The sequence below is a fragment of the Nocardia sp. NPDC050378 genome, from assembly GCF_040655675.1.
In the GTDB taxonomy this organism is placed as follows: domain Bacteria; phylum Actinomycetota; class Actinomycetes; order Mycobacteriales; family Mycobacteriaceae; genus Nocardia; species Nocardia coubleae.
Genome location: NZ_JBFAKI010000005.1, coordinates 1 through 14,652 on the forward strand (window position 1 = coordinate 1; position 14,652 = coordinate 14,652).

Annotated in this window: 15 protein-coding genes and 1 pseudogene; 8 read left to right on the forward strand and 8 right to left on the reverse strand. The window is 63.6% G+C overall.

All coding sequences use genetic code 11. The annotated features are described in order from the left end of the window. Window positions 1-333, forward strand: a pseudogene (locus AB0I35_RS12750) (nitroreductase family protein); the annotation flags it as partial. Between the two features lie 28 nt (window positions 334-361). Beyond that, on the forward strand, window positions 362-514 hold the full coding sequence (locus AB0I35_RS12755; RefSeq protein WP_357395957.1) for a hypothetical protein: 153 nt from the start codon (window positions 362-364) through the stop codon (window positions 512-514). Between the two features lie 50 nt (window positions 515-564). Here AB0I35_RS12755 and AB0I35_RS12760 read toward each other — a convergent pair whose 3' ends face one another. Then, on the reverse strand, window positions 565-984 hold the full coding sequence (locus AB0I35_RS12760; RefSeq protein WP_357395958.1) for an NUDIX domain-containing protein: 420 nt from the start codon (window positions 982-984) through the stop codon (window positions 565-567). A 444-nt stretch (window positions 985-1,428) separates the two neighbouring features. On the opposite strand from AB0I35_RS12760, the gene AB0I35_RS12765 reads away from it, so the two are divergent. Further along, window positions 1,429-2,379 (forward strand): hypothetical protein, encoded by a 951-nt coding sequence (locus AB0I35_RS12765; protein ID WP_357395959.1) that lies wholly within the window; start codon window positions 1,429-1,431, stop codon window positions 2,377-2,379. Between the two features lie 205 nt (window positions 2,380-2,584). On the opposite strand, the gene AB0I35_RS12770 is transcribed toward AB0I35_RS12765, so the two are convergent. Both AB0I35_RS12770 and AB0I35_RS12775 read right to left on the reverse strand, forming a co-directional pair. Beyond that, window positions 2,585-3,199 (reverse strand): GNAT family N-acetyltransferase, encoded by a 615-nt coding sequence (locus AB0I35_RS12770; protein ID WP_357396521.1) that lies wholly within the window; start codon window positions 3,197-3,199, stop codon window positions 2,585-2,587. A gap of 437 nt (window positions 3,200-3,636) precedes the next feature. Next, the gene (locus tag AB0I35_RS12775) at window positions 3,637-5,025 is read right to left on the reverse strand and encodes an ATP-binding protein (protein ID WP_357395960.1); all 1,389 of its coding nucleotides are present in this window, start codon (window positions 5,023-5,025) and stop codon (window positions 3,637-3,639) included. A 161-nt stretch (window positions 5,026-5,186) separates the two neighbouring features. Here AB0I35_RS12775 and AB0I35_RS12780 point away from each other — a divergent pair, with 161 nt between their 5' ends. From AB0I35_RS12780 to AB0I35_RS12800, 5 genes are all read left to right on the forward strand, one after another. Continuing rightward, window positions 5,187-5,996: a hypothetical protein gene (locus tag AB0I35_RS12780; RefSeq protein ID WP_357395961.1), complete on the forward strand. Its 810-nt coding sequence runs from the start codon at window positions 5,187-5,189 to the stop codon at window positions 5,994-5,996. Window positions 5,997-6,683: 687 nt separating this feature from the next. Beyond that, on the forward strand, window positions 6,684-7,661 hold the full coding sequence (locus AB0I35_RS12785) for a pentapeptide repeat-containing protein (RefSeq protein WP_357395962.1): 978 nt from the start codon (window positions 6,684-6,686) through the stop codon (window positions 7,659-7,661). Between the two features lie 381 nt (window positions 7,662-8,042). After that, on the forward strand, window positions 8,043-8,309 hold the full coding sequence (locus AB0I35_RS12790; protein WP_357395963.1) for a hypothetical protein: 267 nt from the start codon (window positions 8,043-8,045) through the stop codon (window positions 8,307-8,309). A gap of 68 nt (window positions 8,310-8,377) precedes the next feature. Then, the gene (locus tag AB0I35_RS12795; protein ID WP_357395964.1) at window positions 8,378-8,593 is read left to right on the forward strand and encodes a hypothetical protein; all 216 of its coding nucleotides are present in this window, start codon (window positions 8,378-8,380) and stop codon (window positions 8,591-8,593) included. A gap of 41 nt (window positions 8,594-8,634) precedes the next feature. After that, complete coding sequence (locus AB0I35_RS12800; RefSeq protein ID WP_357395965.1) at window positions 8,635-9,483, forward strand: TIGR02391 family protein; 849 nt, start codon at window positions 8,635-8,637, stop codon at window positions 9,481-9,483. A 497-nt stretch (window positions 9,484-9,980) separates the two neighbouring features. Here the strand turns inward: AB0I35_RS12800 and AB0I35_RS12805 are convergent, their stop codons facing one another. From AB0I35_RS12805 to AB0I35_RS12825, 5 genes are all read right to left on the reverse strand, one after another. After that, window positions 9,981-10,823: an SAM-dependent methyltransferase gene (locus AB0I35_RS12805; RefSeq protein WP_357395966.1), complete on the reverse strand. Its 843-nt coding sequence runs from the start codon at window positions 10,821-10,823 to the stop codon at window positions 9,981-9,983. Window positions 10,824-10,925: 102 nt separating this feature from the next. Further along, entirely contained in the window at window positions 10,926-11,603 is a 678-nt protein-coding gene (locus AB0I35_RS12810) for a hypothetical protein (protein WP_357395967.1), read from the reverse strand. Next, window positions 11,600-12,127 carry a hypothetical protein gene (locus AB0I35_RS12815; protein WP_357395968.1) on the reverse strand — a complete coding sequence of 176 codons (528 nt, stop codon included), beginning with the start codon at window positions 12,125-12,127 and terminating at the stop codon, window positions 11,600-11,602. The genes AB0I35_RS12810 and AB0I35_RS12815 overlap by 4 nt, the downstream gene beginning before the upstream one ends. Before the next feature lie 166 nt (window positions 12,128-12,293). After that, window positions 12,294-12,578, reverse strand: a complete 285-nt coding sequence (locus AB0I35_RS12820; protein ID WP_357395969.1) for a hypothetical protein — start codon at window positions 12,576-12,578, stop codon at window positions 12,294-12,296. Between the two features lie 31 nt (window positions 12,579-12,609). Next, window positions 12,610-14,400, reverse strand: coding sequence for a cutinase family protein (locus AB0I35_RS12825; protein WP_357395971.1), 1,791 nt, complete (start codon window positions 14,398-14,400; stop codon window positions 12,610-12,612). Window positions 14,401-14,652 lie beyond the last annotated feature (252 nt).

A 14,652-nucleotide genomic window follows, 5' to 3' on the forward strand; every position in this document is an offset into this window, starting at 1 on the left:
GTCGCGGCCGATCTCGACTTCCACGACGAGTTGCCCAAACTCGTTCCGTTCATGGACAACCCGCAGAACGTCTTCGCCGATCCGGCGGTCCGGGAGCCCTCGGCCACGTTCAACGCCGCATTGCAGGTCGCCTACCTCATTGTCGGCATTCGCGCGGCGGGTCTGGCAGCGGGCCCGATGGTCGGCTTCGACGCCGACGCCGTGCGACGAGAGTTCTTCCCCGACGGCAGGCATGTCCCGCTGTGCGTCATCAATATCGGCAAGCCGGGCCCGGACGCCTGGATGGGACGGCTGCCACGGCTGGAGTACGACGAGGTCTTCGCCACCGCCTGAATATCGCGCGACGGCGCAACTCTGATCAGTGGATAGGCACAATGACCGCTACATCGATCCGGTGCCGTCCCTGTTCGACCTCCAGTTGGTCGCCGACCGCATCGGCTGGCCAGGCATGGATGGGGTCCGCACCGCCGACGGCGGTGAGCGCCGCGCGGATCTCATCGTCCTGGGGGCGTAGGTCACGCTGTCGAGCGGTGTGAACCGCCCAAACGACCTTAAGTCGGTGTGTCAGTTCAGCGCTCGAGTTGGTCGACTCGTACACCCCCGATCCGGGGCCCGACGAGGCGCTCGGCTTCGGCGAGGGGATACCAGGCTGCAGCGCTCACCTCGGACCTGGATCTGCCCGATATCGGCCGTTGCCGTGGTGAACCAGTACCCGACGTCCAAGTGAAAGTGGGCCGGCTCATCCTTGACCGGCCGAGCTGGAACCGGGCCATACTCGATGTAGACAGGATTCGGTGACTCTAGGGCAACGACGCTCGGATCGAGCCCGGTTTCCTCCGCAAGCTCGCGCACCGCCGCGTCGATCAGCGTGACGTCGGTTTCATCAAGATGACCTCCTGGCTGCAAAAGTATCCCTCCATACGCTTTGGGGCGCACCAAGAGGACCTCGGAATGCTGGCGGACCAGCAGGGCGCCGACAGTCACTTCCCTGTCAAGTCTGCATGTTGAACTCTTGAGCGTTCGATCTGCTGGCGCTGAGTGCCCTGCGGAGTTGGGTGTTGTGAGGGATCAGGCGACCGGGTAGCAACCTCAATCTGAGGGGGAGCCCCTCAGAAAGGATCAGTGATATTTCCCACTTCGATTGCCATCGCAATAGTCCATCAGTGTTGGCATCGCGGAGCATTGTGTTCGGCAACAGCTGTGTCGGTGTGGTGGTGGGTCGTGGTCATGTCCGGGACTACGGCGCCGCGTCGATCGCGAACGGTGCGACGACCGGGATACCGGTCCCCTGCTTGTATGTGTTGCCGAGTGCATCCGTTGGCATAGGGTCGTGATCACTCCGTGCGTGCTGGGGGCAGGCCGAATATTCACTTGCGCGGGACTCGTACTCTGAAACGTTGGGTCACTACCTGTCGCGATAGGAGAGTTGTGGTCACCGTTTCGGCGAAATATCAGCTGCCGCATCATCTTTGGGTTCACAACGAGGTGTTGGGGAACCGGTTCGACACCTACATCGGTGATGTTCGCGCCACTGTTGTGACCCCGCCTGCACCAGGTGGCCTGGCGGTAAATCTGTGGCACCCTGAGCTGCCTGACGTACCCGAGGACGCGTGGGATCACACGACGCAATGGACGACCCAATACGCCGCATGGGGGGCCGACGACGGCACAGCGTTGCGCCACGTAGGCATCGAACTGCGTGAAGACGGTCGAGCCGTCGCTCCCTACTACCCCTTCCATGTCGACCAGCCCGCGGAGAAGGTGTTCGACCATGCGGCCAGGAGAATCGCCTACTGGTTTAGTCGGGTTGAAGACTGGGTGACAGTGGTGACCGGCGAGGATGTCTACTCGCGCGAACCGCTCTTCGATGCCAACACCATCGGGCCCGGGCTCTCGGCGTGGCAGCGCGGCACGTGGCAGAACGCTGGGATGACCATCCAGACCCCACGCCCGACGCTGCTGTCCGCAGGCCTGTTCGCGGCGATCCTGGAACGGGTCGGAGAGAATGTCGAACCGCCGATCGAGTGGCAGTTGGTGTGTGGCGCGTCCAGGGCCTATTTGCGTGGAGATGCCCGCAGGACGATTCTGGACGCGGCGACCGCCGTCGAGGTCTGCCTGATCGAGCAGATTCGGCTGGTCGAATCGACCACAACCGCGAAGTTCAAAGGCAGATCCGGGATGCAGGACCGATCACGGTGGCTCGCCGAACAGCACCCCAGCTACGAGGAGCACGCCTCCCTCGATGTGCTCCGTAAGTGCCGAAATGATGGGATCCACGAGCGTGGAGTCATCACGTTGGCTGATGCTAGCAATGGGTTGCACGCCGCGATCGCCACCGTCCATGCGCTGGGACGGAGCCGAGATCCCCGCACAAAGTGATGAGGGCACTTTCGGTGCGTCATAGTCTTGCGTTGAGGATCAGTGGGCGTGACGTAATCCATGGTCAGACCGATCGGCTGGTGATCAGGCTGCGGCGATTGCCGGCTACCAGGATACCGTCCCTGTTGGTCGGCCACCCGTCGCTGCGGGGGTAGAGCCCAAAGGTCGCCACTTATGACTGGATTCCGTTCTCGGCGTAAAATGTCTAGGTTGTGGTGAGATGTCGGAAATGCATCATGTGTTTGTAAAGGCCGATCCGAATGTCGTGACCGCTTTGCATCTTGTAGTGCGCAGTCGTGAACTGGTGGTCGAATCCGGCGCGATCGGCGGCGATGCGGCTGGCCATGTTCTTGACGTCGATTCCCAACCAAATCTGTGTGCCCTTGAGTTGTAGGTTGGTTGCGATTGCGGTCAGCATCGCGGTCCCGTATCCGCGACCGCGATGAGACGGAGCTACCGACAGTTGGAACGTTGCGCAGGGCATATCATCCACATCGTCCGGCAGTTGCCCATCGACGATATCGCTGTTGAAGTCGTGACAGGGCCACACCTCGCCGCAGATCCACCCGATCGGGGCGTGTGTGAGGTTGCACCGAACCACCCATTCGTGAGCGCTGATCAGCTCGACGGTCTCGTCCACGCGGTCTGTTCGTTTCAACAATTTGGCGGCATGTGGTTGCGACAGTTCGTCGTCCACTCGAAAACCGGGAGGGAACCACGATGTGTCGACAGAGGCTTCGTCGTGTCGGAACCACGAGTTGATGATCGGAATATCGTCGGAGGTCATGTCATCGAGGTCCATTCTGTGCATGCGCGCCATTGAACCCGATTCGATCACCTTCTGCAGAAGCTGGTGGTTCGTTAGGTGGAGAGGAGCGTCGGGTGACGATCGCGGAGTGCCGAAGACCGCTTGCAGCAGAAGGCCCAGCGGTCTGATTCCTGGAAGCGAAATTGTCTGTCGCTCCGTCGTAGACGTGGGCAAATCAGCTCGTGACAAGTTCGTCCAGCACAGCGCAACTCGATTGGCTTCTCGACCGCCTGGTCGCTGCTGCGCTCCGGCTGAGTCGAGTCGACTAAACCGTGGAAGTAATCGGAGCTCTTGCCGCGGGCCGGTCGGATAGCCGGCCCATCGGGCTCACTCAGACCACGTCCGCATCCAATTCGGCGCCACTTCTGTTGTCCGAGTGGCTAGTCATCACCATCGGTGGCGTGTCACCGTGCACCGCCGAACCACGGGCCGAACCGCCATCGCCGTTTTCAGGTGGTCGAGGATTGTCCTGAAACCCACTGCGAGATCGCTTGACCACGGTCGGGGTCTACACCGACCGTGTCGAGGGTGCCGTCGCGGCGCAGGATCACGGTGTCACCGACCGCGAACCACCCGACAATATCGCTGGCAAGCGCGTGCGCCGCCCGAACCTGCGTCCGCCAATTGCTGGCGAACTCATCCAGATTCGCGGTAGTACGAGCATCCATGGATACTTCGTGGACCTGAACCGATCGCGGGACCAGCTGGTATGAATCGATTGGTCGGTTACTCAGTCGCTGGTAGGGGCTGTGCAGGACTGCTGGACGGACGGTGAGCACCGAACCTGCGACATGGGGAGTCAGTCGAAGTTGAGCGCGGAACTCGAAATCGCCGCCAGCGCCGACCTGGCTGGCGTGATTGGACAACAACGACACCATGGCGTGCAGGTTGATCTCAAGCACGTCTTGCGCGATCTGATCAGCCCAGTCATCGGCTCGGCCTAGCGGCTCGATCGGTGTGGCGACGAAACCGGATCCATTGAAGAGCAGTTCGGCGAATGCCTCGTTGTGCGCGGTGCTGTATGACTGCGCGGTGGTCACCACAGCTCGACGAACTCCGGGAAACGCCTCGACGTAGTCGGGAAAGAACTGGCCGGGTAGCGGTGGGTCTGCGGCTGCCCACTCCTTGACTTCCTCGGCGGTCGCCACGATGTCGGCCGAGCCGCCGAGGCGTTGAGTCCCTGGCGCACTGGGATAGGCCGCCAGCGTCAACCACGGCTGCTCAGTATGGCGGTTGATGTGGCTGAGGCCTTCATCGTGGACGAGGTTGAGCGAAGCGCGTAGTTCCGCACGGCTGGTGAACCGGTCCCGGTAGCGGCGGGCGATCTCGGCTTCGGCGAGGTAGCGGGTGACCTGACCATCACGTAGCGCGTAGCTGAGGAGGGTGCCGTCACCGTTGTCGTTGCCGCCCCGGATTACCGCGTGCGGTGCATCAGCACTGCGCGGCACCGAGATTACGTAGAAGCCGGTCGACGGGTCGACTGGATCAGCCACCTGTCTGACGCGGGCCCCGGGCAAGAACGGGCGGATCTGGTAGTGGCAGATCTGCTGCATCCGCTCAATCTCTTTGGGCGGCAGCAGCACCGGGGTCAATGCGGCAGCCACCGAGTTCTGCTCGGCGATGCCCAAGATAATTACGCCGCCTCCGGCGTTTGCCAGCGCCGAAACATCCTTAGCGAGTTCCTGTTTTCCCTCGGTCGTCTTTTCGTAGAGGGTTTGTTTGAAGTCCAGATCTTCGGCTTCGGGGATCTGTCGGGCAACCGCGTCGGCGAGGTGGGTGTAGGTGAGAGCGTCCACTGGAGCGCCGAACAGGGCGGTCAGTCGCGGGAAGCTGTGCATAGTCAGTCATTGTTGTCGACATCGGCTGGCGATCGCTGTCGGGCGCGCAGTTTCGGCTCAATGGTCACATGCGGGGTCGATGCTCAAGGTGTCCACCGGAGGGAGTCGTCGTGCTCCATATTCGGTGCCATGCCTCGTTCGCGGCGACATAGGATCCGGGCGTGACCAGTGACTCCGACTACGGGCAGATGATCCGTTCAACTTTTCCTACGCTCGACTTGTGGCGCACGGCGGTAGGAACTGCGTTCGAGCCCTTGCCTGGGAGCCAGCTACGTAGCGACGACCTTGACTGGCCACCCGCACCTCTGTCGGCGGTCGCACACCAGGGATTGTCTGTGGCGACAACCCACCTACAGGCAATTCGTGCTCACCTGGAGCCGGGGAGCGGGCCTGGCCAGCTGTTTCCGACCGCGCACGACACCTTGTGCCGCACCGCGCTTGTTGGGGCCGCGCAGGCCGTGTGGCTTCTCGTGTCCGAGGACAGTCGAGTGCGGTTGCGCCGCCATCGCATGCTGATCACCGATATGCAGGGTTGGCATAGCCAGTATCTGCGCGATCTGCAGAACTACGCGGGCGACGAGGATCGTGAGGCCATCGAAACGGTTGCCGCTCACCTGGATACGCGTATCCAGGAGATGAGTGCCAAACGTGCTGCAGCGGGTGAGAAGGCCGTTTTCAACAACACCGAGATGATCCGGCAGGCTGCGCAGGAGGTCTTCGTCGGCCGCCCCGACGCGGCGCGTCTCGTCCAGGCCGCGGTGTTGGTGTGGAGGTCGGGATCTGGAGCCGCGCATGGTTTCTACTGGCAAACATATGGTCGGCCGGGAATGCTGCAGCGTACTAGTCCCGATGTCAACGGGATCGCCCAGTTCGTCGTCGGCGGGTCAGTGCATGCACTCGTCGAGCCTTATATGGCCGCCTACCAGATCAGCGCCCTCGGATGGAAACTGCTTCGCCAGCGCGGACGCTGACCGACCAAGGGAAAGCTGGATCGGGCGAGTCGTTCAGCATTGAGTGACGGCGAGGTGAGGTCAAACGGCGGACAGTCACACCGCCGCCTGGAACCTGGCGTCGCCGGGACGCGTCCAGCTGGGTATGGGACGAGAATCCATCGACGCGCAGTCACTCATCGACGCTGGGCTTGACCCCGCTGATCCGCAGGTCTGGGCCGACCAGTACCGGATCAGCGACTTGCTCGTCTGTCTTGGAATGTGGGAGTCCGTGTACTCGACTGTAGTGGGAGAGACGAGGAGGGTTTCCGGAACCGCCGAAGATCGGGGGGAGACGGATAACCCTATTCAAGCGGCTCGGCGCCCGCACCGACGGATTGCAGAGGCGGGATGGGTCAGCTGACGCGGGCTCTGCCAGCCCGCCTCCTCGGCGCTTTAGGACTCGGGAGCCATCGTCGATGTATGGCCACTCAGCGGGTTAGCCTATGTCCTACAGGGGCATTCGCGTCCGGAGTCCAGCCTCGGGGGGAGTAGTCACACATGAGCACAGACAGCTCGTCACCGGCCCCGGAACCACCGGAACCGCCCTCTGATCCTCCTGCCTTTCTCCTGCCTGCGGACCCACCCCCGCCGCCAGATCCGCCACAGCAGTCCACGGCGCGGCGAATCATCCGGAGGATCCACCTCGCCGCGGTCTGGCCTGGGTGGATGAACGTGGCCTCGATGCTCACAATGGTCGCTGCGGTCGGTGCACTGTGGTTTACCAACAACACGCTGCGCGTCACCCAGGACCAAGCCAGCGCCACCCACGGCCAACTTGAGCTGTCTCAACGCACCGCCGTGACAGACATGTTCCAGAAGGCTGTCGAAATGCTCAAATCCGATGGAGAGCCGGGCGAACCCGAGAAGATCGGAATTGACGCCCGCATCGCCGGAATCCGACTTCTCGAGCGGTTAGCCCAGGAATCACCTCGAGATCGCCGCCTGGCGTACCAGACGATCGCCACCTTCGTGCAAACCCGTGCCCCACTTTCGACGTGTAAAGAATGGGACGATCTCTTCGATCGCATGGGGGATGAATCGACAGCAGTTCGTCAAGAACGCCTTCAAGAGCACCTAGAAAACTTGCAGGACATCACCGTAGCTCTAGCAGCGATCGGGAATCGAACTCGTGATGCTGAAAGTGATACAGACCAGATCGACCTGAGCAAGTCGTGTTTACGGAATCGAGAATTCATAGGAAACTTTGCGAACGTACGCTTCTCCGGTGCAGACCTCGCCGTTACGGCCTTCGTCGATGCCGACCTCACGGGGGCAGATTTCAAGTCAGCGGACCTCCGCAGCACATCGTGGGCGATGTATCTCCGCGACGTGCCGGTTCCGAACGTGACTCTGACCGGCGCCATTTTCGGTTTAGCCGATCTTGCGGGAGCAGATCTGACTGGGGTCGACCTCACCGGGGTGAATCTCTATGGCTCGAATCTGGAGGGTGCGACCCTCGTCGGCACGAACTTCACCCGCGCGCTTGGAGAGCTCAAATCTCAGCTGCGTCGACGCTGCTCGGGCGGTCTTCGATCAAGCGGTGCTGACCGACATTTACTACTCCAAGGGCACCAAATGGCCGGAAGGGTTTGTGCCCCCTGCATCTGCGGAGCCCGATTCAGGTCGCACGAATCCGGAATGTGAGTGACGTCGGCAGCTCGGCTGCGAAACAGGAATGCGCCTCGGAAATTCTCAGCACTGTTGGGTTCCGGCAGTGCCACCGAAACAAATGGTTGAGGTCCGTGTGTGCCCAATCTCAGGAGGCGCTACCACTGCGGCGTCAGGTTGAGCAGTTCAGACCGTCGAGTCGCACACCACGACGTTGGTCGGCGACGAACGTGACCAGGCGGCTGCGCGACCCCGACAGCCCGCAGGTTCATGTCATATCGGCCCGAAATTCGGCGGACCCCCAGTAGTGAGATCGTGTGAGTGCGGAGATGATTGACGACTCGACCGCCCCCCGGACGCCTCGGTCGGTCGGGGGGCCCGCTCCGTAATGTCGGTCTGCGTCGATACTGTGACGCCGTGATCACCGATAGTTACACGCCAAACGGCGACTACCACTCGATCCGGAGTGCTGCCGTCCACCGAATCAACCACTACGGGCGTGAAGCCACCAAGACCCCATTCGATCCGAAGCAACTCGGCGTCCACGCCCGCGCTCTGATGAAGACCTTCGACGCTCACATCACCGCAGACGAGTCCACAGGGTCAGTCTGCCTCGCATGCGGTCAACTGTGGCCTTGCGACAGCATTCGCTTCATCTTCACGCCCGTCAACCTTCTCGACTGACGGAGGATGTCGGAGCTCTGCCGTAGTCTCTGCCGGATTAGTCCTTCCGGCACAGGAGGTCTCGACCCATGGAAAAACAGGCCCGGCGCTCGATCACCATCAAGTTCGATGGCGAGCAGATCAAGTACACCGGCGATGTAGAGCTTAAGAAGACCGTCGTAGGCACTTCTTACGTAACGATGGACGGCGAAGTCGTCTGGAGTCAACGTGTCCGCAACGGCGTCACGGAGGCGGTCACCTTTGAACTGGAGGGCTTCTCCTTCGACGGCGTCGACGAAGTCTAGGTACTCGGCAGGCCACGAAAGAGACGCGATCGAAGGCAACTATGGACGCCGCACAAGATCCCGAATACCTGCGCGCCACGCAAGCTGCGGTGCGCGAGTTCCGGAGCAAGTTCCGCGAGTTCCTCGCACTACATTCCCCCACGAACGAATCCGGATTCGGCCGAGGGGTGATCCCGGCCGTCATGCGGCGTGAAGGTGTCACTCCCGAGGAGGTGACCGAAATCGCGGAGCAGGTCGCCGAGGCCGCCGGCCGTGCCCGGCGGGCCGCACAGCTAACCCAGGTCCTATATACCGTTGACGGTCAATCCAGGCCTATCGACCCTATCGCGGCGTGGTCTTCGGTCGCTCAGCCCAAGCCCGTGCTGGAACCAGAAAACGTACTGATCGCCTGCGGGCAGATCATAGGTTCACTCGACGAAATGATCGAGGCGGCCAAGATCGAGCAGCCACGACCGGCCGGTCCCGCCGAAATGCACCCCACCATCTGGGGTGCAGCTAAACCTCTGTGGGACGACGGTCACTACCGCGAGGCCGTCGCGGCGGCCGCAGAAGCCCTGGTTGATAAGGTAAAAACCCTCGTCAGGCGGCGAGACATCGCTGAAACACCGTTGTGGCAGCAGGCGTTTTCCAGTGCCCCTGCTAAGCCAGGCGAAATCCGCCTACGGTGGCCAGGTGAACCTGAGGACCGTGACGTGAAGTCGATGAATGACGGGCTGAGGCTGTTTGCGCCTGGTGCCCAGATGACGATCCGGAACAGCGCAGCCCACTCGACGGAGAAGATGTCCGAGCAAGACGCGCTCGAACGGCTCGGCGCTCTCAGCCTGCTCGCCCGATGGGTCGACACCTGCGAGCGGGTCGAAGCACCGCAGATCGAGACCGGCCCGGCGTAAAGCCGTTGACGGCCCCGTGCGGTGGGCAGTCACTTGCCAGCTGACCGTCGCCCAGGCACTGGTGAGTCGCGCGGTTGGTCGATCCGGCGGACGCGCGTAGGGTCGGTGTTGTGACTGGCGAGTCCAGCGAGCGTGACGCCGAAGCTGCGGCCATGGGGCCGGAGCAGTTGCAGGCCATGGTCGATCGCCTGGTGTTTACAGGCGAGCCGCTCGCGAACGCGGTGGCCCCCGACACCGAGGCTGACCGCGCGCAGGGCATGTGGCCGCGTCCGGTGGCGATGCCCGATGAGCTGGATCTGCGATGCCAGTTGCGTGCGAGCGAGCTCGCCGCGAGGCGGAATCATGTCCGCCGCGCAGCAACCGCATTGGCTCGGAGAGGAACGTGGCCTCGTCAGGGTGGTCCTCCAAGTAGGCAGCGAGCGTGTCGGAGATGTCAGAGTCGCTGATCGCCATGGATTGTCCTCCGTCGAGAGCGTGTTTCAAGCGGGAACCGCTGGCTAGCTGAGGATTTCGTCTGAAGAATCCAGGCATCCCACCGCCACATAGCTGGCTGCCGCCGTTGACGCCAACAGCGGCGGGTGTTCGTCCATCACATCGGATGGCTGCCCGTAGTCGTGGGTGGGGCGCCACAGATGCGGTGCGACCAGACCTGGGGCGAGAAGCCGGTACGGGGCCAGCATCGTGGTGATTTCGTCGCGACTGCGCGGGTGAAGTCCGATTCCGTTCGCGCCGAATATTTCGACTGCTGCGCCGGTTGCGTCTGTGAAGACGTCGGCGGTGATGTGGCTCAACACGAGCCAGGACCCAGCGGGTAGCCCGTTGGTCAGTGCTGCGAGGACTGCGGGGGCATCGGCGAGATATTCCAAGGATCCGGACAGGCAGACCGCGACCGGTTGGGCAGGGTCCATCACCGTGTCGATGTGTTCGAGGATTGTGGGCGTATCGGTCAGGTCGACGTGGGCGACGTGGTTGCCAGGTTCTCTCAGCAGTGCACGGGCGTGGACGGTGACGAGCAGGTCGGAATCAACAAAGAGGGTTTTCACCGAGTCCCTGTGCTTCTGGGCGATGTCGTGCAGGCTCGGTGTCGTGGGGTAGCCGCATCCGAGTTCGACGATCTGAGCGATGCCGTGCCGGGCGGCCAGGTGTGTGATGGCGCGTTCGACGAAGCGGCGGGATTCGGTGATGGCGATCCGCAGCGGGTCGATGGTGCCCAGCAGTTCCCCGATGCGGCGGTCGTGGAGTTCGGCGTCTTTGCGGCCGAGGATGGCGTTGAGGATGCGAGCCCGGTTGGGCGCCTCTTGATTGAGCACCACTGTTGTCGAGTTCTCGGTCTTGGGCAAGGCAGCTCCTTTCGGCCGTCGAGTGGGGTGATGGTGGTTGGTCATGGTGCCTCGCTGATCGCGGTGGTTCTGGCTGCGCCGTCGGAGTGGTTCGCGCAGAAGTCAGGATGTAGTCAGCTCCCGCCGACGCGGTTGAGCTCGACGGGGCACCAGGCGGGTCGGAGGGGGCGTGGGTGGTTCGATGCGGGCGAGCAGGGTCGCGATGTCGCGCTCAGTCGGATCGAGGAGGTTGAGGTGGTGTGCGCCTTCGGCGGCGGCGGCGATCGCTTCGGCGAGGACCGATCGGTGGGCCAGCCGCGCGGGTGAGGTGCCGGGTGCGAACCCGTGCTCGATCACCGCGTCCAACAAGGAGCTTCCGACGTCGGCGGTGTCGCAGGCGAGGTCGATCATCGTCATGATCTCCGACCCGAGCCCGGTCCGGAATTCCCAGAGCCCGGCCAGATCGCACAGCGCCTGCGATTTCCCGTAGGCGCGCAGCTCCGGCACCGGGGCGTACGCGGCCAGGGCCCGAGCGTGGCGCCAGCATGCATCGATGCGGCGGGCCAGTAGCCGTCGTGCTTGCCACGGATCCCCGTGATGGTCGATCAGATCGCATGCCACCTCGACCGGCAGTGAATCTGATTGGCCCATAAGGCTGTTGGGATGCACGGTGAGGTAGACCAAGGAAAGGCACGTCGGGGCGAACGCGAGCCCGACGATGGTGTCGGGGCCGTGGCGGACCAACGAGGCGGTGGGGTCGGTGATGTTGCTGTAGTGCAGCATCGGAGCTGAGGTCTTCATTCTCGGTCGCTTGCGGGGACGCCGGGTTCGATCCGCTGCGGTTGCGCGACTGGTGACAGACCGTCGGCACGGCGGCGAGGTTGCCTGCGACCCCGGGACAAACCTTGCATCAGCCTGTCGAACTGGCGGCCGACACCCATGAACGCCGGACCGATCGGGCACTGAACCGTTGTTGGTGGCCACTTGTCGAACAGCACCGTGAACATCGCGAGCCGTCCGACCAGTTCTCCCGCGGTGAGGCGCCCGGGGACATGGTCGTCGACGAGCACCGCCACATCGGGTCGGTTCCCGAGGTGCCAGCTGATCTCGTCATCGATCATCCGGGCGGTGACTCGACTGCCTCCGGTTGCGGTGTCGGGAAGCTCGAAGTACTGCCAGTCACCGATCTGCGTGTGGTCGACGTCGAGGAGGTACATCGTCCATAGCGTGAGGTAGGCCCGGGTGGTGTGTTCGAGCGAGGTTGCCTCTGGTTGCGCACCGTTCCATACCGCGAGCAACCGGCTGGTGTCGGGCAACGGTGTCATTTGGCTGGGCATCGGTTTCCGATCGATAGGCGAGGGTTGTGTGGCAGCGCGCTGCCAGACAGCGGATTCGAGGGCGTGGCGCCTTCGACGACATGGGCAGCCCCGGGCAAGGTTCAGTGGATGCCGGGCTTGTCAGATGCCGGACCGATGGTGGTATCGGGCACGCTCAGCTGCCGATGACGGCGTTCATGATGGTTCCGCCGCTGGTGGCTACGACGCCGCCGATCATGGCCCCGGCGATCATCTTCGGTGATTCGAGTCCGCCGCCGGTCCATTTCTCCCAGGCGAACTTCCCGCCGGCGTAGGTGATGGCCACGATGCCTGAGAGCAGGATGAACCAGGTCAGGTACCGGACCATTTGCAGGATCTTTTCCGACAGCGGTGGCGCTTGAGGTGAGGGGTTGTGCAGTTGTGCCAGCAGGTCGCTACCGGCAGCGAGCAGCGGATTCATCGGTCGCCTTTCGGAACAGTGGGTGCGGGGATCAGCGGGTGGGATCTGTGATGCCGGGCTGGCGGGCTACGGTCGACGGGGTGGTCGTGGTGTCGACGGTGATGCCGGGCTGGCGGGCTACGGTCGACGGGGTGGTCGTGGTGTCGACGGTGATGCCGGGCTGGCGTGGCGGGGCAACGGTCTCCGCAGGGCCTGAGGATGGTTGCGGCTGGGGCGGTGGTGGCGCGAGGTGTTGGGGGGCTCCCACCACCTCGATCGGCGAGGGGCTCGATCTTGGTGAGGTGGTGGGAGCGGGCGAGTCCACACCAACCGGTGCGGACATGGTCGTGGCGGACACCGAGGGTGTGTGGACGGCGGGGGAATTCGAAGGCGAAACCATGGTGGTGTGCTGCGATGACAACGGCGTCATGGCAGCATCGTGCGCTGCGGCGCCCAGCCACGCTCCGGCCCACGAAACGGGCGAGGGGCCGCCTCCAGCGGGGTGGGTGTAGGCGTCGTGTCGCATGCCGGTTTCCCAGATCCGCACCCAGGTTGCGAGGTCGAGAAGGTCGCGGTTGTCGGCGATTTCGCGTTGCACGATCTCGAATGCGGCGCTGATCAACTCATCACCGGTCGTCGGCGGCACCAGTTCGCTGATCGCGGTGGTGAACTTTTCGCCGAGCAGGGCGACAGCGGCGCCTGGATTGGACAGGGCAACGGCCGCCAGCTGGGTGAGGGCGGCGGGGTTCAGCACCGACGAGACCACGGCGCGGACAGCGTTCAATCCGAGGGTGCCCATGCGGGTTACGGCGGCCAGGGCCTGGGGGACATTCGACGCGGTTCTCGGGTCCGAGGCATCGGCGAGGCGTTGCGATATCGACTTCTGCGGGGACACCTTCAGTGCGGCGACAGAGTCACCGGAAACATCGTCGTCGACGAGGGTGACGGCTGCGTTGAGGGAGGTGTAGGCGAGGGCTTGCCCTATCGAGATCAACGATGCGATCGGGTCCCCGGTCGAGAGCAGCGACTGCGACGTCACTCCTGCGGCGGCGCGCAGGATCACCGACCCAGCTGGGGTGTCGCAGGCCAGATCGCCTGGGACGCAGAGGCTGGCCACGCGGCCGGTCAGGGCACCGAAGTCCTCGGGTATGTCACGCTGGGGACCGATCCCGCCGCCCGATACCCCTGATCGCAGCGGCGCTGGTGGTAGTGCTGCCAGGTGCTGGCCGTTGGTTCCGGGAGCTGGGGTCGGGGCCGTGGCGTCGGTGCCGGGGAACAAGCCTGCGCCGGGTGTGCGGGTGGGGTCGGCCATCAGGATGACGGCGGCGATCATCTCGGGTGCGACGACACCGACCCCGGCGCCGATGTCTTGTGCGGTGATCGATGCGACATGGGCGCCTTGGGAGTAGGCGAGGATCGCGATGCGAGTGGTCGGGCATGCCGAATGTAGTTGGGTGATCATGGATTCCAGGCGCAGGACCCCGGTCGCCACGGACTGTGCGTACGGGACGGGGGAGGCGCCGACCGCGCCTCCGAAACCCGCCGGGTAGGGCACGTACGCACGATCGACCAGCCCGGTGGCGGGCGCGGCGGCCAACATCGGCCGTATCACCAGCGACAGCATCCCGGTATCGGTACTGGGTGCGGCATCCGGTGAGGACTCACCGGTGCCCTGAACCGCGAACACATACAGCGCTGGACATCTCGGCAGCGACAGCGACGTCGACGGAACCGTAGCCGCCGTCGTTGTCGGTGAAGCCCGGACTAGCCCCGCGTGGGGTGCGAACACGGTGAAGGCCACGACGCACGCCAGGGCGGCCACGGTACTGCGATTGAGCGTCATCAGTTCTCCTGCAAAGGAACGAGCCAAACCCTGTGTTCCGTCAAATGCGCACCGGGATCGCGGCCGTCGCCCCCGCGCGAGTAGATCGGTGGTAAGCACGTCCAGCCCCGTACCAGTCCAACGAGCGGAGCCCACGCCACCGCCAACCGATCCAGGTCGACGGGCGCCCCGGTCATGCTGCACATCCGTACAGCACGTCCCACTGCGGCGGTAGCGGCTCGCCTGCACGGATGATCGACAGATCACCCTGCC

What these genes read in the sequence shown, in the direction of transcription:
- AB0I35_RS12795 (WP_357395964.1), top strand. Translation starts at nt 8,378, where the DNA reads ATGGAAAAACAGGCCCGGCGCTCGATCACCATCAAGTTCGATGGCGAG.
- AB0I35_RS12770 (WP_357396521.1), bottom strand. Translation starts at nt 3,199, where the DNA reads ATGGCGCGCATGCACAGAATGGACCTCGATGACATGACCTCCGACGAT.
- AB0I35_RS12785 (WP_357395962.1), top strand. Translation starts at nt 6,684, where the DNA reads ATGAACGTGGCCTCGATGCTCACAATGGTCGCTGCGGTCGGTGCACTG.
- AB0I35_RS12800 (WP_357395965.1), top strand. Translation starts at nt 8,635, where the DNA reads ATGGACGCCGCACAAGATCCCGAATACCTGCGCGCCACGCAAGCTGCG.
- AB0I35_RS12815 (WP_357395968.1), bottom strand. Translation starts at nt 12,127, where the DNA reads ATGACACCGTTGCCCGACACCAGCCGGTTGCTCGCGGTATGGAACGGT.
- AB0I35_RS12820 (WP_357395969.1), bottom strand. Translation starts at nt 12,578, where the DNA reads ATGAATCCGCTGCTCGCTGCCGGTAGCGACCTGCTGGCACAACTGCAC.
- AB0I35_RS12810 (WP_357395967.1), bottom strand. Translation starts at nt 11,603, where the DNA reads ATGAAGACCTCAGCTCCGATGCTGCACTACAGCAACATCACCGACCCC.
- AB0I35_RS12825 (WP_357395971.1), bottom strand. Translation starts at nt 14,400, where the DNA reads ATGACGCTCAATCGCAGTACCGTGGCCGCCCTGGCGTGCGTCGTGGCC.
- AB0I35_RS12775 (WP_357395960.1), bottom strand. Translation starts at nt 5,025, where the DNA reads ATGCACAGCTTCCCGCGACTGACCGCCCTGTTCGGCGCTCCAGTGGAC.